The following is a 20,089-nucleotide window of genomic DNA, read 5'->3' on the forward strand; positions in this document are numbered from 1 at the left end:
GTTCTGACAGAGAAATCCAGCGCCACCCGGTTCGCCAGACGAAAAAAGCCCCGGACCCTTTGGGGTACCGGGGCTTCCTGCGGCGGCGCGGTTCTCAGCGCGGCGCGCTGAGCTGGCCCTTGTCGTTGGAGAAGACGATCTCCACCCGGCGGTTCTGCGCCCGTCCCCGGTTGGAGGCGTTGTCGGTGACCGGGAAGGCTTCGCCGTAGCCGACCACCTGCATGCGCGCGGGATCCACGCCGAGATCGGCGAGCACGTCGGCCACCGCCTGGGCGCGCTCGCGCGACAGGTCGAGGTTGGCCTGCCTGTCGCCGACGCTGTCGGTATAGCCTTCGATGCGGATCACCCGCCGCGGATTGAGCTGGAGGAACTGCACCAGCTTCAGCGCGGTGCGGTTGGCCGCCGGCTTGAGTTCGGCGCGGTTGAAGTCGAACAGCACGTCGCCAAGGGTGAGCACCAGGCCACGCTCGGTTTCCTCGGTGCTGAGACTGGCGATCTCCTCGCTCAGGCGCTGGCCCTGCTCCTGCACGCTGAGCAGCTTGGCTTCGCGCAGGGCCAGTTGCAGGCGCTCGCGCTCCAGTTGCAGGCGGGTCAGGCGCTCCTGGTTGAGGTTGAGCAAGGCGTGCTGGCGAGCGATCTCGCTGTAGCGCTGGCTCAGGTAGGCATACTGGATCACGTCGCTGCTGCTGCCCCAGTAGCTGGACAGGCGTTCGGCGCGGGCCAGCGATTCGCCGGCGCGGATCACATCCTTGGGCGCCGCGCGGAGCACGTCGGAATCTTCCTTGACCTGGTCGAACTCGCTCTGCGCCTTGGCCAGCGACTGTTCGCTGAGCTTGTGGTCGGCGCAGCCAGCCAGCGCGGCGCAGGCCAGCAGGGTGGCGAAGAGAGTCGCTTTGCCCGGCATCAGTCGGTCTCCCCCAGTTGCTTGCGCAGACGTTTCAGGCTCTTGTCCAGCTCGCCGAGCTGGTCCTTGCTCTTCTGCGTCAGCACCTTGGACTCGGCGAGGCGTGCGTCCAGCTCGGCCTGCTCGGCCAACAGGCGCGCCTTCTTGTAGGACTCCGCGGTCATCGCGATCTGCGCTGCGGCGTACTTGTCCTGGGCCAGTTTCAGCTCGGCCACGTCGTCGGTGGCACCCACCGCCTTGGCCTGCTCCAGCGCCTGTTCGGTCAGGCGCATCTGCTCCAGCGGAGCCGGGTCGTTGCTCGCACAACCGCTCAGGGTCAGCGCGGCGAGGCCTGCGGCCATCATCCATCGAATGCTCACAAGTCACTTTCCTGCGTAGTCGAACTGGCGCCGGAAGCCGGCAATTGCTGGGCTTTCCAGCGTTCGAGATTGTCCTGCAAGAGCGTTACGGGAACGCCGGCAGCCGACAATTCTGTCATCTTTTTCGCCAGTTGTCCGCGCAGCCACGGATCGTTGCAAGCGGAGTTGTGCGACAGCGTCAGGTACAGCCCCTCGCTGCTCAGCACCGGTTCCAGCGCCTCCAGGTCGTCGGCCATGCCCAGCGCCTCGACCTGGGCCTGCCCGGGCAGCGCCTGGTAGAGGAGGAACTCGCTGCGTTTGAGCATCAGGTCCTGCAAGCCCTGGGTCAGGCTCGGCACCGGCTTCAGGTCGAGGCTGGCCTTGGCGAAACGGTCGAACTCCTCGCCCAGGCTGCTGCCGGCCAGCACGCTGCCCTTGTGCCCGATCAGGTCGTCGCGGCCGATGAACGGGAACGCGGCGTCCTTGTTCACCCAGACCACCCCGCTGGTCATCAGGAACGGCGGATGCACGTAGTCCATGCTGCCGAGCCGTGCCAGAGTCAGGTAGGCTCCGGCGAGCAGGTCGGCGCGACCGCTGGTCACCTCTTCCTGGGCCTTCTCCCAGGAGCCGCTGTAGAGCACGTCGATGCGCACGCCAAGTTCCTTGCCCAGGCGCTGCAACAGGTCGGCATTGGCTCCGATCAGGCGCTTCGGATCCTGCGGGTCGCGCCACAGGTAGGGTGGGTACTCCGGGTTGCCGGTGGCCACCAGGCGCTCGCAGGAGCCGGCCGCCGCGGCCAGCCCCGGAACGAACAGCGCCGCCAGCAGGATGCCGGCCAGGCGGCACGGGGAACAGCGAAAGGACATGGATTCAGGCTCCGCGGTACAGGGATGCGCGCAGCAGTCTGCCACATTTCCGCGCGCGCTCCCGCCCCGCTATTCCGATGGGTACCAGCGCGGCGTGTAGACCCAGGCTTCGCCGTCGGCGCGCGGGAAGCTGCAGGTGGTGGACGAGCCGATGATCAACAGGGTGCGCATGTCCACCTGCTCCGCACGCAGCTCGCCCAGGGTGGTGCGCAGCAGGCGCTCGCCGGGCCGCCCGATGTCGCGACCGAGCACCACCAGGGTCTGCGGCGAACGATGGCGGGCGACGATCTCCAGCGCCCGTCCCAGTTGCCAGGGCCGCGCCCGCGAGATCGGATTGTAGAAAGCCATCGCCAGGTCGGCGGCGCCGGCCAGGTCGAGGCGCCGCTCGATCACCTCCCAGGGCTTGAGGTTGTCGGACAGCGACAGCAGGCAGAAATCGTGGCCCAGAGGCGCCCCCGCCCTGGCCGCGGTGGCCAGGGCCGCCGAGACGCCAGGGAAGATCCGCAGCTCGACCACGTCCCAGGCCGGCTCGCCAGCGCCATGCAGGGCTTCCAGCACCGCGGCGGCCATGGCGAACACGCCGGGGTCGCCGGACGATACCAGCACCACCGCCCTGCCCGTCGCCGCCAGTTCGAAGGCATGCCGGGCGCGCTGCAATTCCTCGCGGTTGTCGCTGCCATGCAGCACCTGTCCAGCGCGGAAGGGTCCGGCCATGTCGACGTAGGTCTGGTAGCCGAGGATGTCCTCGGCCTCGTCCAGTGCCCGCCGCGCCGCAGGCACCATCAGCTCGGCGCAGCCGGGCCCCAGGCCGATCACCGTGAGTCGGCCGCGACGCTGGCCGATGCGGTCCATCGCCAAGGGCGCGGCGGCCACCGCCAGCCGGTCGCCAACCTGCTCGGCGGCGGGCAAGGCCTGGCGCAGGCGCGCAGCGGGATCGGCCTGCGGCAGGAAGCGCAGCGGTACGCCGAGCGCATCGGCGGCGGCCTGCAGGCGCGGATCGGCCATCCGCGCGCTGTCGGCCAGCAAGCCGCCGAGCGCCGCCGCGGCCAGGCCGGCATCGACCAGCGCCTGGCGCACCGCGTCCGCCGCCGCGTCGGCAGGTTCGAGCGCCGCCAGCACGCAGCGCGGATGGATCAGCAGTTCCTCGGCCCGCGGCGCACGCGCCGAGGGCGTCACGTGAATCGCCAGCGCCGCCGCCGGGTCGCGCGGCAAACGGGCCGCGTCGAGCCAGCCGGCGGCACCCTCGACGCGCACCGGCTGGCCACCGAGCAAATCGGCAACGAAGCGCTTGCCCTGCTCCAGGTCGGCCAGGACATAACCGGCGGGCGGGTTGAGCACGCAGGTGCCGAAGCGCAGCTCGCCGCTGGTGGTGATCGCCGGCGCCACGGCCAGCACCTCGCCGATTTCCCGCGCCAGCCGGTTGACCCCGGCCAGCCCGCCGAGCAGCGGCACCACCGCGCTGCCGTCCTCGGCCAGGGCCAGCACCGGCGGCTCCGCTCCCTTGCGTTGCAACAACGGCGCCAGGCTGCGAATGACGATGCCGGCGGCGCACAGGGCGACGATCGGGCGGTCGGCGCAATACAGTTCGCGCAGGGTGTCGCCGAAGTCCGTATAGGAACGGTCGGCCTCGACCCGCCCGGCGAGCCCGTGGACCAGCGCCCCGGGATAGCGCGCCTGGACCCGCCGCGCGGTAACCAGCGCACCCTGGCCGAGGATGACGATGGCCGGAACCTGCTGGGCGTCACTCACCGCCGGCCCCTCCCTGCCACTTGTCGCCGGGGACGACGATCAGCGAGAAGTACGGCGAGGCCATCGGCTCCACCCGTTCCAACGGCACGATCCGCTGGTTGGCCATGGTCGCCCGCTCGACGTACAGCGCGCGGCGCTCGAGGCCAAGCTCGACCAGCACGCGGCGGACCTTGTCGAAATTGCGACCGAGTTTCATCACCACCGCCGCGTCGGCATCCGCCAGGCGCCGGCGCAACTCCTCCTCGGGCAGCACTCCGGAGAGCACCGAGAGGCTCTGGTTGCGGTACACCAGCGGCGCACCGAGCACCGCCGCGCCGCCGAGCATCGAGCAGACGCCAGGCACCACTTCGCTTTCGTAGCGCGTCGCCAGGCGGTCGTGCAGGTACATGTAGGAACCGTAGAAGAACGGGTCGCCCTCGCAGATCACCGCCACGTCGCGGCCGGCGTCCAGGTGCGCGGCCAGCTGTTCGGCGGCGGTGTCGTAGAAATCGCTGATGATGGTCTCGTAGCACAGCGGCGGTTCCAGCTTCTCGGTGGTCACCGGGTAGACCAGCGGCAGGCGCACCTGGGCCTGGTCCAGGTGCGCCTCGATGATGCCGAAGGCGTTGCCCTTCTTGCCCTTGGCCACGAAATAGCCGACCACCGGCGCCGCGCGCAGCAGGCGCAGGGCCTTGAGGGTGATCAGTTCGGGATCGCCGGGCCCGACGCCCAGGCCCAGCAGGCGGCCCTTCACGACACTCATCATTCGCGCTCCGTGGCCAGGGCGTTCACCGCCGCGGCGGCCATGGCGCTGCCGCCACGGCGACCGCGGACGATCACGTAGGGCACCCCGCGGCTATCGGCGGCGAGCATCTCCTTGGATTCCGCGGCGCCGACGAAGCCGACCGGGAAGCCCAGGATCAGCGCCGGTTTCGGCGCGCCGGCGTCGAGCATTTCCAACAGGTAGAACAGCGCGGTCGGCGCGTTGCCGATCACCACCACGCTGCCCTCCAGGTGCTCGCGCCAGTGCTCCAGGGCCACCGCCGAGCGGGTATTGCCGAGTTCCGTGGCGAGCGCCGGCACGTCCGCTTCGTTGAGGGTGCAGATCACCCGGTTGGCGGCGGGCAGCCGCGAGCGGGTCACGCCTTCGGCGACCATCCGCGCGTCGCAGAGGATCGCCGCGCCGGCGGCCAGCGCGGCGCGGCCGGCGGCGCCGGCGCCCGGCGAGAAGCGCAGGTCGTCGACCACGTCGACCATGCCGCAGGCGTGGATCACCCTGACCGCGAGCTTTTCCAGGTCGGCCGGGATGCCGGCGAGGTTCGCTTCGGCGCGGATGGTGGCGAACGACTGGCGATAGATCGCCTGGCCATCGCGGATGTAGTCAATCATGCGGGTTTTCCGGAAGTGGGCTGGGAAGGCAGGGCCGCCAGGTAGTCGGCGGCCGTGGCGAAAGTCAGGCGGCTGGCCAGCAACTGGCCGAATCCGGGGTGACATGGGTCGTGCCGGTACAGGTCGTAGAACCCGCCGCTGCGCGCCAGCAGGGTGAGCGGCGCGCGGTGGGCAGCGGCGCAGGACCGTTCGCAGCCGCACAGGTGCAGTTGCGGCAGGTCGCTGCGCGGGCCGAGGCGTTCGGCCAGGCGCAAGGCGTCGCCCTTGGTGTCGGCCAGGCCCCTGGCGCAGGCGCTGGAACCGCTGCAGGCGATCAGCCGCGCCAACGGCGCATCGGGCTCGGTCAGCAGGCCGAGTCCGCGCAGGCCGAGCAGCGCCTGGTCGGCCTCGGCCTGCGCCAGGTTCGGCAGGAGCACGCCTTGCCAGGGGGTCAGGCGCAGGCTGCCGTCGCCATGGCGTTCGACCAGCTCGGCCAGGCCTTCCAGGCAAGCGCTGTCGAGCCGGCCGAGCGGCGCCGCCGCGCCGACCATCGCCAGGCCCGGCTGGCGTTGCGGCTGGACGCCGAGATGACTCCACGCACGCCCCGGCGGACGCCGCCAGGCCGCCACCCGCTCGTCACGCCGCAGAGGGAAATCCAGGCGCGCCTGCAAGGCCTCCAGCAAGGGTTCTCCGGCCAGCTCCTGCAACAGGTGGCGCATCCGCGTCTGTTGCGGCTGGGCGCGTTCGAGGAACAGGTCGAGCAGCGCCAGCACCAGGGACTCGCCCCGCTCCGCCGGCAACGCCGCCAGGGGGCGGTCGCGGGCCGGGCAGCCGGCGAGTCCGAAGACCAGCGTCGCGGTCGGCGCCGCAGGCATCGGCGAGAGCCAGATGTCATGGGGATGTTCGAGCATCGCCAGGTCTTCGCCGCCGTCCAGCTGGATGGCGAACTTGGCCGACAGCGCGTGGTAGCGGCTGTCCGCCTGGAGCCGCAGCAACAGCCGAGCGGCCAGCGGGCGCACGTCCAGCGACAGGTGCGGATCGAGCCCGGCGGCCGGGCTGAGCATCAGGTTGCGCACGTCGTCGGCGCCGGCCAGGGCCCCATGCCGGGGACCGAGGCCGGCGTCCAGCAGGCGGCGGACGAGCCGCTCTTCCTCGCCGCGGCGGACGCCACGCAATTGCAGGTTGGAACGGTTGGTCGCCTCGATCACGCCGCTGGCGCAATCCCGCGCCGCGGCCGCCACGGCGCGTGCCTGGGCGGCGTCCAGGCGACCGGCATCGAGCTTGATGCGGCAGATGCCGCCGTCCAGCGCCTGGACGATACGCAGCAGGCCGGGACAGGGCGACGGACGTGGTACGGGCAGGGGCGCCGGGGTCTGGTCGTCGTTCAAAAACGCTACTCGAATCGGCGTCGCGGCGACCGCACCGCTGTCCCCCAGGGACAGACCACGGCATCGGTACACCCCGCCCGATGTTGGCACTCGCGACTGGTTTCGGCGGCAGGTCTCCTGGCTCGCAGCCCGGCGTTCCACCCGGGGGAGGAACCTCCGCTTCACGCCGCCTTCCCGGTAATCCAGTGGCGAATGGCGCGAATACAGGCTGCATACAGTTGCGGGGGCAGCCACGGCTAGGCCCGGGCTTCGAAAAGACCGCGGCTCCGTGTTCCCTCTTCGGCCCTCGTTGGCCCCGCGCTAACGCGAAAGGGCCGGGCACCGACGAACGCGCTATTATGCCGCCCAGCCCGGGGCCGGGAAAACCCATTCCGTCCGGAAGCCGTCGCGGGCCCTTCACAGACGCATTTCAGGAGTATCGGAACCGTGTCATCGGCAGACTCGACGCCGCCCTGGCTGACCCTGGTGGGCATCGGCGAGGACGGTTATCCCGGCCTCGGCAAGCAGGCCCGGCGTGCCCTGCTGCAAGCCAGCCGGATCGTCGGCGCGGCACGCCAGCTGGAACTGCTGCCGCCGTGCATCGGCGCCGCCCGCGAAACCTGGCCGACGCCGTTCTCCCTGGAACCATTGCTGGCCCGGCGCGGCCAGCCGACCTGCGTGCTGGCCAGCGGCGACCCGATGCTGTTCGGCGTCGGCGCCAGTCTCGCCCGGCAACTGCCGGCGACCGAACTGCGGGTCCTGCCGGCGCCCTCCTCCCTCTCGCTGGCCGCCGCCCGCCTCGGCTGGGCCCTGCAGGAGGTCGCCTGCCTGTCGCTGGTGGCGCGTCCGCTGGCGGCGCTGCAGGCACAGGTCCACGACGGCCGGCGCCTGCTGGTCCTCAGCAACGACGGCGACAGCCCGGCCGCCATCGCCCGCCTGTTGAGCGCCCGTGGCTTCGGCGCCAGTCGCCTGAGCGTGCTGGAACACCTCGGCGGGCCGCTCGAGCGCCGTCTCGACGGCCTCGCCGGCGACTGGTCGCTGCCGCGCGCCGCCGATCTCAACCTGGTGGCGGTGGAATGCCGCGCCGGCACCGGCGCCGTGCGCCTGCCGCTGACCCCGGGCCTGGCCGACGAAGCCTATCGCCACGACGGCCAGTTGACCAAGCGCGACGTCCGCGCCGTGACCCTGGCGCGCCTGGCGCCCTGCCCCGGCGAGCTGCTCTGGGACGTCGGCGCCGGTTGCGGCTCCATCGGCATCGAATGGATGCGCGCGCACCCCAGTTGCCGGGCGATCGCCATCGAAGCCAACGACGAGCGCCAGGAACATATCCGCCACAACCGCGACGCCCTCGGCGTACCGTCCCTGCACCTGGTCGCCGGCAGCGCCCCGGAGGCGCTGCTGGAACTGCCCGAGCCGGACGCCATCTTCATCGGCGGCGGGGTCACCGCCGAGGGCGTGCTGGAAACCTGCTGGGAGCGCCTGCGGCCCGGCGGCCGCCTGCTCGCCAACGCGGTCACCCTGCAGAGCGAACGGGTGCTGCTCGACTGGCAGCAACGCCTGGGGGGCGACCTCACCCGCCTCGGCGTCGCCCACGCGCGACCGCTGGGCGGTTTCGATACCTGGCGCCAGGCCTTGCCGATCACTCTGCTGGAATTGCGCAAACCCGCCGCCAGGAAGCCTCCCCGCGATGCGTGAGGAAACCCCCGAGCAGCCCGCGCCGTTGCGCAGCGGCTACACCACCGGCAGTTGCGCCACCGCCACCAGCCTGGCGGCGGCGCGCCTGCTGCTGGGCGGCACGACCAGCGACGCGGTGCAGATCGTCCTGCCCAAGGGCCAGCAGGTGCTGATGCGCCTGGAATTCTGCCGCGCCTGGGAAAACGGCGCGGAAGCCGGCACCCTCAAGGATGCCGGCGACGATCCCGACGTCACCCACGGCGCCCTGGTGTTCGCCCGGGTGCGCCTGGGCGCCGAGCCTGGCGTGCGCTTCCATGCCGGCCCCGGGGTCGGTACGGTGACCCGCCCAGGGCTGACCCTGGCGGTCGGCGAGCCGGCGATCAATCCGGTGCCGCGACAGATGATCGAACGCCACCTCGCCCAGCTCGCCGCCGAACGGGGCTACGCCGGCGGCTTCGAGGTCGCCATCGGCGTGGAGGGCGGCACCGAGCTGGCGCTGAAGACCATGAACCCGCGCCTGGGCATCCTCGGCGGGCTGTCGATCCTCGGCACCAGCGGCATCGTCCGGCCGTTCTCCTGCTCGGCCTATATCGCCTCGATCCATCAGGGCATCGATGTCGCTCGCGCCAACGGCGTCCGTCACATCGCCGCCTGTACCGGCAACGCCAGCGAGGACGCCATGCGCCGGCGCTATGGGCTGCCGGAGATCGCCCTGATCGAGATGGGCGACTTCGCCGGCGCGGTGCTCAAGCACCTGCGCAAGGCACCGGTGGAAAAACTCAGCCTGTGCGGCGGCTTCGGCAAGATCAGCAAGCTCGCCGGCGGCCACCTCGACCTGCACAGCCGCCACTCCAGTATCGACCTGCCGCAACTGGCCGGCTGGGCTGCCGCGCTCGGCGCCAGCGCCGCGCTACAGGACTGCATGCGCGCCGCCAACACCAGCCAGCAGGCGCTGGCCCAGGCACACGCCGAGGGCGTGGCCCTGGGCGATGCGGTCTGCGCCCACGCCCTGCGCTTCGCCCGCGGCATCGTGCCCACCGAGGTGGCGCTGGAAGTCTTCGCCATCGACCGCCAGGGCAACCTGGTCGGCCAGGCCTGCGAGGAGCGCCGATGAAGCGCCTGTTGCTGCTCGGCGGGATCGGTGAGGCCCTGGCCCTCGCCCGCCGGCTCGGTCCGGCGCATCTCTACAGCCTCGCCGGGCTGGGCAAGGTGCCCGGCGACCTGGCCTGCCGGGTCCGGGTCGGCGGCTACGGCGGCGCCGAAGGGCTGGCGGCGTTCATCGACGAGCAGGGCTTCGACCTGCTGGTGGACGCCACCCACCCCTACGCCGCACGGATCAGCCAGAACGCCGTGCGCGCCGCGCGACTGGCCGGAGTGCCCTGCTGGGCGCTGCGCCGGCCCGGCTGGCAGGCCGGGCCCGGCGACGACTGGCGCGAGGTAGCCGACTGGCGCGAGCTGATCACCGCCCTCGCACCCTTCCGCCGTCCGCTGTTCACCCTCGGCCGCGAACCGCTGGAGCATCTCGGCCAGGTCCCGCCGCACCAGCACTGGACCGTGCGCTGCCTGCAAGGCCAGCCGGCCGCGCCGCGCGCCGAGGTGATCGGCGCGCGCGGGCCGTTCAGCCTGGATGGCGAACGGGCGTTGTTCGAGCGCCTCGCCTGCGACGTGCTGGTGAGCAAGAACAGCGGTAGCCAGGCCACCCAGCCGAAGCTCCAGGTGGCGCGGGAAATGGGCCTGCCGGTGCTGGTCCTGGCACGTCCGGCGCTGCCGCCGGCGGACCGCGAGTTCGCCGACGGCGAGGCGCTGCTGGCGGCAATCCGCGATTGGGAAAGCGCCTGAAGCGAACGCCCACCCACTCGCCGCGACCTGTCCCGCCCCGTCTCCGATGCCGCTCACGCCGCGCTGAGATGCTCGTAGAGAATGGTCGCACCGACCAGGATCAGCACCACCCCGCCGACCATCTCCGCGCGCTTGCCGGTCACTGCGCCGAGCGCCCGGCCGAGCATGGTGCCGAGGGTGACCATGGTCATGGTGGCCAGGCCGATGGCGCCAGCGGCGAGGAAGATGTTGACGTCGACGAAGGCCAGGCCGACGCCCACCGCCAGCGCGTCGATGCTGGTGGCCAGCGCCGTCACCGCGAGAATCCAGAACGAATGCTGGCCGGGCTTTTCCTGTTCCGTCGCATGATCCGCGCGCAGGCCGTTGTGGATCATGTGCAGGCCGAGCAGCACCAGCAGGACGAAGGCGATCCAGTGGTCCCAGTCGGCGACGAACTGGCTGGCGGCCTGGCCAAGCAGCCAGCCGACCAGAGGGGTGATCGCCTCGATCACGCCGAAGATTATCCCGGTGCGCAGCGCCTCCGACAGGCGCGGCCGATCCAGGCTGGAGCCCTTGCCGATGGCCGCGGCGAAGGCATCGGTGGACATGGCGAAGGCGAGGAAGATCAGGGAAACGGGATTCACGCGGATACTCCAGCCGGGCATGAGTCAACGACATGACCCCGCGGCCCGGCTTCGGCGCAGGAATGTCGTTGGTCTCACCAATCCGGATGGATGCGCTGGCCATGGCGGGTTGCCAAGAATGTTGACCAGCGCGCCGTCAACGGGTGACGGCAGGCTACTCCCCAAGGAAGGCCGGCAGCATAGCAGGCCGGCGTGAAGAAAATGTGATGACCCGGGAAGCTGCGCCGGGGCGTGGGTCCGGCGAAGAAAGACTGCACAGGTGAATTGTTATAGTATAACATTTTATTCAATCCAGATCGTTCAAGGCTTGACTGGAAACGGTGCGGATGTTCCCATCCGGCCCGTTCCAGGTGCCTCCTGCCGCCGCGCAGGAGGTGAAACGGGAAGCCGGTGCGTCACTTCGGTGATCAGTCCGGCGCTGCCCCCGCAACGGTAAGCGAGCGAAATCCTCTTCAGGCCACTGTGCTCCGGCATGGGAAGGCGAGGATTTCACGACCCTCGCAAGCCCGGAGACCGGCCTGCAACGCCCTGTTGGCACACCCGCGGTGGGCGGGAGCGAGCCGGTTGTTCGAGGCGCTGTCGCGCCTGCGATTTCCTGCGCGTTCCGTCCTGCCCGGTCATGAGATGGAACGCCCATGCCCCGCTTCAGCCGTTTGCGCACCGAGCCTTTCGCCCTCGGCCTATCCACCAGCCTGCTGCTGGTACCGCCCGCCCTCGCCGAAACCGAGGAAGCCGCCCTCGCCCTGCCCAGCCAGTTGGTCAGCGTTCGCCAGGACCCCGCCGAACTCGACCACATCGACCTCGCCACTCCGGTCAGTGCCGGTTCGCGCCTGGGCCTCAGCGCCCTGGACACCCCGGCGAGCACCAGCAGCATCAGCGGCGAGGAAGTTCGCCGGCGCAACAACCCCAGCGTCCAGGCCGCCGTCACCCGCAGCCCCGGCATCAGCTTCATCGGCACCCCAGGAGATGGCGGTACCGGCCTCTCGGCGCGCGGCTTCAGCGGCCACGCATCGGTGATGCAACTGTTCGACGGCACGCGCCTGTACACCGGCATGGGCACGGTGAACTTCCCCAGCGATCCGTGGATGGTCGAGCGCATCGACGTGATCCGCGGCCCGGCCTCGGTGCTGTACGGCGAAGGCGCCACCGGCGCGGTGATCAACGTGGTGCCGAAGAAGCCTTTCGCCGGCGAGATCCGCAACCACCTGCGCCTCGGCTACGGCTCCTACGACAACCGCCAGTTGGCCCTGGACAGCGGCGGCTCGCTGACCGACAGCCTCAGCTACCGGCTCAACCTGAACCAGCAGCAGAGCCACGGCTGGATCGACCGTGGCGACTCGCGCAACCTGGGCATCAGCGCGGCGCTGCGCTGGCAGGCCAGCGACGATCTGGCCTTCACCCTCGCCCACGACTATGGCGACCAGGAGCCGATGAACGACTTCGGCACCCCGCTGGTCGGCGGCAAGTACCACAAGCGCCTGCGCGAGAAGAACTACAACGTGCGCAACGACGTGCAGCGCTACAACGACCAGTGGACCCGCCTGACCAGCGACTGGAGCCTTTCCGACAGCGTCACCGCGAGCAACCAGCTGTACTACATCAAGGCCCGCCGTCACTGGCGCAACGCCGAAACCTACGAATGGGACGTCCCGCGCGAAGAGCTGTTGCGCAGGGACTACCTGCGCATCAGCCACGAGCAGGAGCAGATCGGCGACCGCCAGACCTTCGCCTTCCAGCACGCCCTGTTCGGCCTCGACAGCCGCACCCTGGTCGGCGCCGAGTACAACCGCATCCGCTTCCGCCTGACCAACAACTCGCCCTATACCGATGTCGGCGGCGACTACATCGACCCCTGGCACCCCGCGCCCGGCTACTTCGAAAGCCGCTCGCCCTACCGGCCGCACTCGCGCAGCCAGACCCGCACCTTCGCCCTGTTCGCCGAGAACCGCCTGCAACTCAACGAGCGCCTGTCGCTGGTGACCGGGGTGCGCCGCGACCAGAACCATATCGACCGCGACGACCTGCGCGCCGGCACCCGCAGCGACCGCAGCCTGCAGGGTGGCAACTGGCGCGCCGGGCTGGTCTTCGCGCTGACCCCGGAACTGTCGCTGTACGGCCAGTACTCCACCAGCGAGGACGGCGTGAGCAACCTGATCACCCTCAACGCGGCCCAGCAGCAAATGGACCTGACCCACTCGAAGCAGACCGAGGTCGGCCTCAAACAGCTGTTCCCGGACGGTCGCGGCGAATGGACCCTGGCCGCCTACCATATCGTCAAGAAGAAGCTGCTCAGCGCCAACCCGCTGCCGCCGCACGACGCGCAGCAGGTCGGCCAGCAGAGTTCGGACGGCCTGGAGGCCAGCCTGGAACTGAACCTGGCCCAGGACTGGCGGCTGTCGGCGAACGCCGCGCTGGTGCGTGCCGAATACGACGACTTCGACGAAACGATCGACAAGCAGACCTACTCGCGCAACGGCAACCGCCCCAGGAACGTGCCGCGGCGCACCGCCAACCTCTGGCTGGACAAGTCCTTCGCCGATACCCTGCGCGTCGGCGCCGGGCTGCGCTACGTCGACCGGCGCTACGCCGACGCCGCCAACCAGGCCAGCCTGCCCGGCTACACGGTGGTCGACGCCAACCTGGGCTGGCGGGTACGGCCGGACCTGACCCTCGGCCTTGAGCTGTACAACCTGTTCGACCGCCAGTACGCCCTGGCTGACAACAACAACGGCCAGCAATGGATCATGGGCCAGCCGCGCTCGTTCAACGTCACCGCCGACTTCAGTTTCTGAAGCCGGCACCGCGGCAATCGTCTCTGCTGAACCACCGGACCTGCGAGTAGCCATGTCGTCCCTTCACCTCGATGCCCTGCACTGGTCGCCCGACGCCTCCACCGAGTTGCTGCGCGGCGTGCACCTGGAAGTCCCGGCCGGCAGCTTCGTCGGCCTGATCGGCCCCAACGACAGCGGCAAGACCAGCCTGCTGCGCTGCGCCTTCCGCTATGCGCGACCGCAGCGCGGCCGGGTGGTGCTCGACGGCGACGACCTCTGGCGCCAGCCGCCGCGCTGGGCCGCCCGGCGCATCGCGGTGGTGTTGCAGGAATTCCCCGAGGACTTCGGCCTCGCCGTCGAGGACGTGGTCGCCATGGGCCGCACGCCGCACAAGGGCCTGTTCGACGGCCACGGCGCGGACGACCGCCAGCGGGTCCGCCAGGCGCTGCTCCAGGTCGGTCTCGAAGGGCGTGCCGCGAGCCCCTTCGCCAGCCTCTCCGGTGGCGAGAAGCAGCGCGCCCTGCTGGCTCGCGCGCTGGTCCAGGAACCGCGCCTGCTGATCCTCGACGAACCGACCAACCACCTCGACCCGCGCTACCAGCTGGAGCTTCTGCGCCTGCTGCGCGGCCTCGGCCTGAGCACCCTGGCGAGCTTCCACGACCTCAACCTGGCGGCGGCCTTCTGCGACCGCCTCTACGTGCTCGACGGCGGGCGCATCGTCGCCCAGGGCACGCCGACCGAGGTGCTCGACGCCGACCTGCTGTGGCGGGTGTTCGGCGTCCGCGCCCTGGTCGACCGCCACCCCCTCGCCGACCACCCGCGCCTGACCTGGATTACCCAAGCATGAAGCACCCGCTCCTGCACCACCTGCTGCTCGGCGCCCTGCTCGCCTGCGCCGATGCCGCGCTGGCCGAGCGCTACCCGCTCAGCGTGCGCAGTTGCGAGCGCGAAGTGACGTTCGAGCGCGCGCCGTCGCGCGCGGTCAGCCACGACATCAACCTCACCGAGATGATGGTCGCCCTCGGTCTGCAGACGCGCATGGTCGGCTATACCGGCATCAGCGGCTGGTGGAAGAATGCCGATCCCGGATTGATCGCCGCGCTCAAGCCGCTGCCCGAGCTGGTGGCGCGCTACCCCACGGCGGAAACCCTGCTCGATGTCGACGCCGACTTCTTCTTCGCCGGTTGGGGCTACGGCATGCGCGTCGGCGGCGACCTCACTCCGGCCAGCCTGGAGCCGCTGGGGGTGAAGGTCTACGAGCTGAGCGAATCCTGCGCGCAGATCGGCGAGCCGCGCCGCGCCAGCCTCGACGAGCTGTACCGCGACCTGCGCAACCTGGGACGGATCTTCGACGTCGAACCGCGCGCCGAGCGCCTGGTCGCCAGCCTCCAGGCACGCATCGAGCGCGCCCGCGCCGGCATCCCGGCGAACGCCGAGGCGCCGCGGGTGTTCCTCTACGACAGCGGCGAGGACCGCCCCTTCACCTCTGGCCGCCTGGGCATGCCGCAGGCGCTGATCGAGGCCGCCGGCGGTCGCAGCGTGACCGACGACGTGGCGGCCAGCTGGACCCAGGTCAACTGGGAAAGCGTGGTCGCCCGCGATCCGCAGGTCATCGTCATCGTCGACTACGGCGAGACCAGCGCCGCGCAGAAGCAGCGTTTCCTCGAAGAGAACCCGGCGCTGCGCAGCCTGACCGCGATCCGCGAGCGACGCTTCATCGTCCTGCCCTATAACCAGGCCACGCCAGGCATCGGCAACGCCGCGGCGATAGAAACCCTGGTCGCCGGCCTCCACCCTCGGGCGCCACGTCCATGACCCTGTTCCGCAGCCCTCGCGCCTATTGCCTGTTGCTGGGCAGCCTGGTCCTGTTGCTCGGCCTGTCCTGCGTGGTCGCCCTCGGCTTCGGTCCGGCGCGACTGGACAGCGGCCTGGTCGGCCGCATCGTCCTCCAGCGCCTGTTCGGCGTGGCGGCGGAGCCCGGTGCCTGGAGCGCCGGCCAGGAGCACATCGTCTGGCTGATCCGCGCCCCACGGGTACTGCTCGGTGCCTGCGTCGGCGCCGGCCTGGCGCTGGTGGGAGCGGCGCTGCAGGCGGTCACGCGCAATCCGCTGGCCGATCCGCACCTGCTCGGCGCCACCTCCGGCGCGACCCTCGGCGCGGTGCTGGTGGTGCTCTACATCGGCGAGGTGATCGGCCTGCTGACCCTGCCGCTGGCGGCCTTCCTCGGCGCCCTCGGCAGCATGCTGCTGGTGCTCGGCGTGGCCAGCCGCGGCGGCCGCCTGGGCAGCGACCGGCTGTTGCTGGCGGGGGTCGCGGTGTCCTTCGTGCTCCTGGCGCTGGCCAACCTGCTGCTGTTCCTCGGCGACCACCGCGCCGCCTCCTCGGTGCTGTTCTGGATGCTCGGCGGCCTCGGCCTGGCGCGCTGGTCGCTGATCTGGCTGCCGGCGCTGTGCGTGGCCGGCGGCCTGCTGGTACTGCTCGGGCTGGGCCGTGCGCTGAACGCGCTGATGGCTGGCGAACAGACCGCCGTGACCCTCGGCCTGGACGCCCGTCGCGTACGCCTGTGGGTCTTCGTCTGCTGCTCGCTGCTGACCGGCGTGCTGGTCTCGGTGAGCGGCGCCATCGGCTTCGTCGGTCTCATGCTGCCGCACGCCGCGCGCCTGCTGGTGGGTGCCGAGCACCGCCGACTGCTGCCGGTGTGCGCCCTGCTCGGCGCGCTGTTCCTGGTCTGGATGGATGTCGCCGCGCGCACCCTGATCGCCCCCCAGGACCTGCCCATCGGCATCGCCACCGCGGCCATCGGTGGGCTGTTCTTCATTCTCCTGCTGCGTCGCCGCAGCTGATCAGAACAGATCCAGCGGGATCTTCAGGTAGCGCACCCCGTTGCCTTCCACCGGCGGCAGGTTGCCGCCGCGCATGTTGACCTGGATCGCCGGCAGCATCAGGGACGGCATGCCGAGGGTGGCATCGCGCTGCTGGCGCATGGCGACGAACGCCTCCTCGTCGACGCCTTCGCGGACGTGCACGTTGTGCCGGCGCTGCTCGCCGACGCTGGTTTCGCAGCGGTGCTCGTCGCGGCCGGGAGCCGTGTAGTCATGGCACATGAACAGGCGGGTCGCGTCGGGTAGCGCGAACAGGCGCTGGATCGAGCGATACAGCTGGCGCGCGTCGCCGCCGGGGAAATCGCAGCGGGCGGTGCCGTAGTCGGGCATGAACAGGGTATCGCCGACGAAGGCGCTGTCGCCGACCAGGTAGGTCATGCACGCCGGGGTATGCCCCGGGGTATGCAGCGCGCGGCATTCCAGGGCGCCGATGCGGAACGACTCGCCGTCCTCGAACAGGTGCTCGAACTGGCGGCCGTCCACCGGGAACGCCTCGCCCAGGTTGAACAGGCCGGAGAATTTCGCCTGCACCTGGGTGATTCGCGCGCCGATGGCCAGGCACCCGCCCAGTTCGCGCTGCAGGAAGATGGCCGCCGACAGGTGGTCGGCGTGCACGTGGGTCTCCAGCAGCCATTCCACCTGCAGGTCGTGCTGGCGAACGTGGGCGATCAGGCGTTCGGCGCTGGCATGGCTGGTGCGCCCGGCGGCCGGGTCGTAGTCGAGCACCGGGTCGACGATGGCGCAGGCGCGGCTGGACGGGTCGCGCACCACATAGCTGTAGGTGGAGGTGGCCGGGTCGAAGAAGGCAGTGATGTCGGGTTTCAACATGGAGGTTCCTTGCGCGGCGTGCTGACGGCGACCGCACCATGGCTACGGATCGTCCCACCATAGCCAACCCGGGCCCCGCGTACCAACCCACAGGTTTGTCAGGAAGCTACCGGACCGCCTCAAAGCAGCAGGGCGGCCCAGGCCGAGGCCAGCAGCAACAGCGCCATGCCCTGGTTGAAGCGCTTCATCAGCGACGGCGAGCGCAGCAGCCGCGCGCTGCCGACGCCGAGCAAGGCCCAGCTGGCCAGGCACGGCAGCGAAACCAGGAAGAACAGCAACGCCAGCAGGCCGATCCGCCCGGCCTGTCCGGCGCCTTCCCCGGCGAACAGCGCCAGCGCGGCGAGGGCCATCATCCAGGCCTTGGGATTGACCAGTTGCAACGCCGCGCCGCCGAGCACGCCGAGGCGCCGCGGCGGCTCCGCGCCGTCGATGCCGCCCGCGCTGCGGAACAGGCTCCAGGCCAGGTAGCTGAGCCAGCCGACGCCAAGCCAGGCGAGCCCCTGCTGGAGCAACGGGTGGCGCCGCAGCAGCTCGCCCAGGCCGAGCCCGAGCAGCAGGATCAGCGCCGCCACCGCCGCGCAGGCGCCGAGCACGATCGGCCAGGCGGCGGCCAGGCCGTGGCGCTGGCTGTTGCTCAGGACCAGGATGTTGGTCGGTCCGGGGGTGATCGAGGCGACGACGGCGAACAGCAGGAAGGGCGCGAGGGATTGCATGGACGGGCTCCTGTGGCGGGGGAGCCTTCATCCTGGCGGCGCACCGGGCCTCAGTCTGGAAGCTGGGTGCACTGCCTGCGGTAGGCCGCCGGAGTCATCCCGTAGGCGCGCCGGAACCAGCGGCCGAGATGGCTCTGGTCGGCGAAGCCGAGGGCGCTGGCGAGGTCCGCCGGTTGCCCGCCGACAGCGAGCATCTGCCGCGCCTTGGCCAGCCGCAACTGGACCAGGTAGGCGTAGGGTGGCAAGCCGTAGGCGGCCTTGAATGCACGGTTCAGGCGGAAGCGGTCGGTACCGCAGGCGCTGGCCAGCTCGTCCAGGCCGATGTCCTGGTAGAAGTGCGCATGCAGGTAGTCGCGGGCTTTCTGCGCCACCAGCGGCAGGCGCGGATCGAACGGCTTCGCCTCGCGCCAGCCGAGGTGCACGCGCAGCCGCTCCAGCACCAGCTCCAGGGCGGTCTGCCGCAGCAGTCGCAGCTCGCGGCCATGCAGGACGCGGAAGGCCTGGGCGATGGCCAGGGTCAGGCGCGGGTCTTCGGTGAGGTTGGCGTGGAAGCCGGGATCGCGGTCGCTGGGCGCGTCGTCGAAGGTCGCCCGCAGTTCGCGCCGCAACCAGTCCGGCTGCAGGTACAGCATCGAGTAGGTGAAGCCGCCGGCGATCGGCGCGCGGCCGTCGTGGATCTCCCCCGGCTCGACCAGGAATACCTGGCCGGCGGTGCTGTCGTGTCGGCGTCGGCGGCAGTTGAATTGCTGCACGCCGATCTCGGTGTAGCCGATCAGGTAGCTGTCGTGCCAATGCGGATCGTAGGCGTGGCCCTCGAAATGGGCGCGCAGGGTCTCGATCCCGGTCTCGGCGTCGCGGGCCAGGTCGATCCAGTCTCGGCTGCCCATCGTGCGTCAGGTCTTCCCACTCGTTGGTTTCGTCGTCGCGACTATAACGCGCCCGTCCCGGGGTTCTAGAAGATTCGTGCAGCCGGCTGCGCTCCTCCGGAGGCGGGAATTGATCGGCGTTTCTGGACAATCTATCCAGGCCGCCGCGATTACTCCGCAAGGCCGCCCTCCCTAGACTGGGTTCTCCACTCACCGCAGGAGAAACACCCCATGGTCGACCACTCCATCAAAGGCAAGACCGTCCTCGTCACCGGCGGCGCCAAGAACCTGGGTGGGCTGATCGCCCGCGATCTCGCCGCCCACGGCGCGAAGGCCATCGCCATCCACTACAACAGCGCCGCGAGCAAGGCCGACGCCGACGCCACCGTCGCCGCGCTGCAGGCAGCCGGGGCCAAGGCGGTAGCGCTGCAGGGCGATCTCACCAGCGCCGCGGCCATGGAAAAGCTGTTCGCCGACGCCATCGCCGCGGTGGGCAAGCCGGACATTGCCATCAACACCGTCGGCAAGGTGTTGAAGAAGCCTTTCACCGAGATCAGCGAGGCCGAATACGACGAGATGAGCGCGGTCAATGCCAAGTCTGCGTTCTTCTTCCTGCGCGAAGCCGGCAAGCACGTCAACGACAACGGCAAGATCTGCACCCTGGTGACCTCCCTGCTTGGCGCCTATACCCCGTACTACGCCGCCTATGCCGGCACCAAGGCGCCGGTGGAGCACTTCACCCGCGCCGCCTCCAAGGAATTCGGCGCGCGCGGCATCTCGGTCACCGCGGTCGGCCCGGGTCCGATGGACACGCCCTTCTTCTATCCCGCCGAGGGCGCCGACGCGGTGGCCTACCACAAGACCGCAGCGGCGCTGTCGCCCTTCTCCAGGACCGGCCTGACCGACATCGAGGACGTGGTGCCGTTCATCCGCCACCTGGTCAGCGAAGGCTGGTGGATCACCGGCCAGACCATCCTCATCAACGGCGGCTACACCACCAAGTGACCCAGCGTCCCGGTCGCCGCCACGGCGACCGGCACCTGTCCGGGAAAGACCCCATGCACGTGACCCTGGTAATCGCCGGCGGGATCATCCTGCTCGGCCTGTTCCTGCTCTTCGGCGAACTCTGGGAGGCCGGGCCGGCGCCCGCTGCCGGCCTGTTCCTGCCGACCTGGCTGGCCGTCGCGCTGGTCAACCTGTGGGTCGGCGTCCAGCACGCCGGCTACGGCTTGCGCGAAGAACTGCCGATCCTGCTGCTGGTCTTCCTGGTCCCGGCGGCCCTGGCCGGCGTAGCGTTCTGGCTGGCGCCGCGCTAGGCGGCG

General features: G+C 70.4%; 20 protein-coding genes and 3 riboswitches. Of the genes, 9 read left to right on the forward strand and 11 right to left on the reverse strand.

Annotated elements, in window-relative coordinates:
* Positions 1 to 94: 94 nt before the first annotated feature.
* The 7 genes from M6E97_RS07695 to cobG form a co-directional block, all read right to left on the reverse strand.
* Entirely contained in the window at positions 95 to 904 is an 810-nt protein-coding gene (locus M6E97_RS07695) for an OmpA family protein (RefSeq protein WP_003091007.1), read from the reverse strand.
* Positions 904 to 1,263: a DUF4398 domain-containing protein gene (locus tag M6E97_RS07700; RefSeq protein ID WP_003091008.1), complete on the reverse strand. Its 360-nt coding sequence runs from the start codon at positions 1,261 to 1,263 to the stop codon at positions 904 to 906. Before M6E97_RS07700 ends, M6E97_RS07695 begins: the two co-directional genes overlap by 1 nt.
* The gene (locus M6E97_RS07705) at positions 1,260 to 2,108 is read right to left on the reverse strand and encodes a substrate-binding periplasmic protein (RefSeq protein WP_003091009.1); all 849 of its coding nucleotides are present in this window, start codon (positions 2,106 to 2,108) and stop codon (positions 1,260 to 1,262) included. Before M6E97_RS07705 ends, M6E97_RS07700 begins: the two co-directional genes overlap by 4 nt.
* A 69-nt stretch (positions 2,109 to 2,177) precedes the next feature.
* Positions 2,178 to 3,857, reverse strand: coding sequence for a precorrin-3B C(17)-methyltransferase (gene cobJ, locus M6E97_RS07710; RefSeq protein WP_033938001.1), 1,680 nt, complete (start codon positions 3,855 to 3,857; stop codon positions 2,178 to 2,180).
* Positions 3,850 to 4,602, reverse strand: coding sequence for a precorrin-2 C(20)-methyltransferase (locus tag M6E97_RS07715; protein WP_003091011.1), 753 nt, complete (start codon positions 4,600 to 4,602; stop codon positions 3,850 to 3,852). Before M6E97_RS07715 ends, cobJ begins: the two co-directional genes overlap by 8 nt.
* A complete protein-coding gene (locus M6E97_RS07720; protein WP_003107929.1) occupies positions 4,599 to 5,225 on the reverse strand; it encodes a precorrin-8X methylmutase in 627 nt (208 codons plus the stop codon). Before M6E97_RS07720 ends, M6E97_RS07715 begins: the two co-directional genes overlap by 4 nt.
* Positions 5,222 to 6,592: a precorrin-3B synthase gene (gene cobG, locus M6E97_RS07725; RefSeq protein ID WP_033938003.1), complete on the reverse strand. Its 1,371-nt coding sequence runs from the start codon at positions 6,590 to 6,592 to the stop codon at positions 5,222 to 5,224. Before cobG ends, M6E97_RS07720 begins: the two co-directional genes overlap by 4 nt.
* An 89-nt stretch (positions 6,593 to 6,681) precedes the next feature.
* Positions 6,682 to 6,933, reverse strand: a riboswitch (cobalamin riboswitch).
* A gap of 85 nt (positions 6,934 to 7,018) precedes the next feature.
* Between cobG and M6E97_RS07730 the strand changes: the two genes are divergently transcribed.
* Genes M6E97_RS07730 through M6E97_RS07740 form a run of 3 tightly spaced genes read left to right on the forward strand, consistent with a single transcriptional unit; the run spans position 7,019 to position 10,084 of the window.
* Positions 7,019 to 8,266 carry a bifunctional cobalt-precorrin-7 (C(5))-methyltransferase/cobalt-precorrin-6B (C(15))-methyltransferase gene (locus M6E97_RS07730; RefSeq protein WP_015502696.1) on the forward strand — a complete coding sequence of 416 codons (1,248 nt, stop codon included), beginning with the start codon at positions 7,019 to 7,021 and terminating at the stop codon, positions 8,264 to 8,266.
* Positions 8,259 to 9,359, forward strand: a complete 1,101-nt coding sequence (locus M6E97_RS07735; RefSeq protein WP_033938006.1) for a cobalt-precorrin-5B (C(1))-methyltransferase — start codon at positions 8,259 to 8,261, stop codon at positions 9,357 to 9,359. The genes M6E97_RS07730 and M6E97_RS07735 overlap by 8 nt, the downstream gene beginning before the upstream one ends.
* Entirely contained in the window at positions 9,356 to 10,084 is a 729-nt protein-coding gene (locus tag M6E97_RS07740; RefSeq protein ID WP_033938008.1) for a cobalt-precorrin-6A reductase, read from the forward strand. The genes M6E97_RS07735 and M6E97_RS07740 overlap by 4 nt, the downstream gene beginning before the upstream one ends.
* Before the next feature lie 53 nt (positions 10,085 to 10,137).
* Here the strand turns inward: M6E97_RS07740 and mntP are convergent, their stop codons facing one another.
* Positions 10,138 to 10,707 (reverse strand): manganese efflux pump MntP, encoded by a 570-nt coding sequence (gene mntP / locus M6E97_RS07745; RefSeq protein WP_003091017.1) that lies wholly within the window; start codon positions 10,705 to 10,707, stop codon positions 10,138 to 10,140.
* A gap of 8 nt (positions 10,708 to 10,715) precedes the next feature.
* Positions 10,716 to 10,882: riboswitch (yybP-ykoY riboswitch) on the reverse strand.
* A 156-nt stretch (positions 10,883 to 11,038) separates the two neighbouring features.
* Positions 11,039 to 11,244, forward strand: a riboswitch (cobalamin riboswitch).
* Between the two features lie 98 nt (positions 11,245 to 11,342).
* Here mntP and M6E97_RS07750 point away from each other — a divergent pair.
* From M6E97_RS07750 to M6E97_RS07765, 4 genes are read left to right on the forward strand one after another with little or no spacing between them, the layout of a single operon-like run.
* Complete coding sequence (locus tag M6E97_RS07750) at positions 11,343 to 13,499, forward strand: TonB-dependent receptor (RefSeq protein WP_033938010.1); 2,157 nt, start codon at positions 11,343 to 11,345, stop codon at positions 13,497 to 13,499.
* A gap of 52 nt (positions 13,500 to 13,551) precedes the next feature.
* On the forward strand, positions 13,552 to 14,325 hold the full coding sequence (locus M6E97_RS07755; RefSeq protein ID WP_049310746.1) for an ABC transporter ATP-binding protein: 774 nt from the start codon (positions 13,552 to 13,554) through the stop codon (positions 14,323 to 14,325).
* On the forward strand, positions 14,322 to 15,293 hold the full coding sequence (locus tag M6E97_RS07760) for an ABC transporter substrate-binding protein (protein WP_003122504.1): 972 nt from the start codon (positions 14,322 to 14,324) through the stop codon (positions 15,291 to 15,293). The genes M6E97_RS07755 and M6E97_RS07760 overlap by 4 nt, the downstream gene beginning before the upstream one ends.
* Positions 15,290 to 16,321, forward strand: coding sequence for a FecCD family ABC transporter permease (locus tag M6E97_RS07765; protein ID WP_003119838.1), 1,032 nt, complete (start codon positions 15,290 to 15,292; stop codon positions 16,319 to 16,321). The genes M6E97_RS07760 and M6E97_RS07765 overlap by 4 nt, the downstream gene beginning before the upstream one ends.
* Here the strand turns inward: M6E97_RS07765 and M6E97_RS07770 are convergent, their stop codons facing one another.
* From M6E97_RS07770 to M6E97_RS07780, 3 genes are all read right to left on the reverse strand, one after another.
* Positions 16,322 to 17,188: an MBL fold metallo-hydrolase gene (locus tag M6E97_RS07770; RefSeq protein ID WP_015502691.1), complete on the reverse strand. Its 867-nt coding sequence runs from the start codon at positions 17,186 to 17,188 to the stop codon at positions 16,322 to 16,324.
* A gap of 119 nt (positions 17,189 to 17,307) precedes the next feature.
* On the reverse strand, positions 17,308 to 17,901 hold the full coding sequence (locus M6E97_RS07775) for a LysE family translocator (RefSeq protein ID WP_014603924.1): 594 nt from the start codon (positions 17,899 to 17,901) through the stop codon (positions 17,308 to 17,310).
* Positions 17,902 to 17,951: 50 nt separating this feature from the next.
* Positions 17,952 to 18,788, reverse strand: coding sequence for an AraC family transcriptional regulator (locus M6E97_RS07780; RefSeq protein ID WP_003091026.1), 837 nt, complete (start codon positions 18,786 to 18,788; stop codon positions 17,952 to 17,954).
* Positions 18,789 to 18,998: 210 nt separating this feature from the next.
* Here M6E97_RS07780 and M6E97_RS07785 point away from each other — a divergent pair, with 210 nt between their 5' ends.
* Positions 18,999 to 19,772, forward strand: coding sequence for an SDR family oxidoreductase (locus M6E97_RS07785; RefSeq protein WP_003091027.1), 774 nt, complete (start codon positions 18,999 to 19,001; stop codon positions 19,770 to 19,772).
* A gap of 53 nt (positions 19,773 to 19,825) precedes the next feature.
* Positions 19,826 to 20,083, forward strand: a complete 258-nt coding sequence (locus tag M6E97_RS07790) for a hypothetical protein (RefSeq protein WP_023091599.1) — start codon at positions 19,826 to 19,828, stop codon at positions 20,081 to 20,083.
* Positions 20,084 to 20,089: the final 6 nt, after the last annotated feature.

This window comes from Pseudomonas sp. B111, from assembly GCF_026428275.1.
Taxonomy (GTDB): domain Bacteria; phylum Pseudomonadota; class Gammaproteobacteria; order Pseudomonadales; family Pseudomonadaceae; genus Pseudomonas; species Pseudomonas aeruginosa.

Excerpts from the sequence above, each read along its gene's own strand:
- M6E97_RS07695 (WP_003091007.1), bottom strand. The coding sequence starts at position 904 with ATGCCGGGCAAAGCGACTCTCTTCGCCACCCTGCTGGCCTGCGCCGCG.
- M6E97_RS07705 (WP_003091009.1), bottom strand. The coding sequence starts at position 2,108 with ATGTCCTTTCGCTGTTCCCCGTGCCGCCTGGCCGGCATCCTGCTGGCG.
- M6E97_RS07715 (WP_003091011.1), bottom strand. The coding sequence starts at position 4,602 with ATGATGAGTGTCGTGAAGGGCCGCCTGCTGGGCCTGGGCGTCGGGCCC.
- M6E97_RS07720 (WP_003107929.1), bottom strand. The coding sequence starts at position 5,225 with ATGATTGACTACATCCGCGATGGCCAGGCGATCTATCGCCAGTCGTTC.
- M6E97_RS07735 (WP_033938006.1), top strand. The coding sequence starts at position 8,259 with ATGCGTGAGGAAACCCCCGAGCAGCCCGCGCCGTTGCGCAGCGGCTAC.
- M6E97_RS07740 (WP_033938008.1), top strand. The coding sequence starts at position 9,356 with ATGAAGCGCCTGTTGCTGCTCGGCGGGATCGGTGAGGCCCTGGCCCTC.
- M6E97_RS07750 (WP_033938010.1), top strand. The coding sequence starts at position 11,343 with ATGCCCCGCTTCAGCCGTTTGCGCACCGAGCCTTTCGCCCTCGGCCTA.
- M6E97_RS07755 (WP_049310746.1), top strand. The coding sequence starts at position 13,552 with ATGTCGTCCCTTCACCTCGATGCCCTGCACTGGTCGCCCGACGCCTCC.
- M6E97_RS07760 (WP_003122504.1), top strand. The coding sequence starts at position 14,322 with ATGAAGCACCCGCTCCTGCACCACCTGCTGCTCGGCGCCCTGCTCGCC.
- M6E97_RS07765 (WP_003119838.1), top strand. The coding sequence starts at position 15,290 with ATGACCCTGTTCCGCAGCCCTCGCGCCTATTGCCTGTTGCTGGGCAGC.
- M6E97_RS07770 (WP_015502691.1), bottom strand. The coding sequence starts at position 17,188 with ATGTTGAAACCCGACATCACTGCCTTCTTCGACCCGGCCACCTCCACC.
- M6E97_RS07775 (WP_014603924.1), bottom strand. The coding sequence starts at position 17,901 with ATGCAATCCCTCGCGCCCTTCCTGCTGTTCGCCGTCGTCGCCTCGATC.
- M6E97_RS07780 (WP_003091026.1), bottom strand. The coding sequence starts at position 18,788 with ATGGGCAGCCGAGACTGGATCGACCTGGCCCGCGACGCCGAGACCGGG.
- M6E97_RS07785 (WP_003091027.1), top strand. The coding sequence starts at position 18,999 with ATGGTCGACCACTCCATCAAAGGCAAGACCGTCCTCGTCACCGGCGGC.
- M6E97_RS07790 (WP_023091599.1), top strand. The coding sequence starts at position 19,826 with ATGCACGTGACCCTGGTAATCGCCGGCGGGATCATCCTGCTCGGCCTG.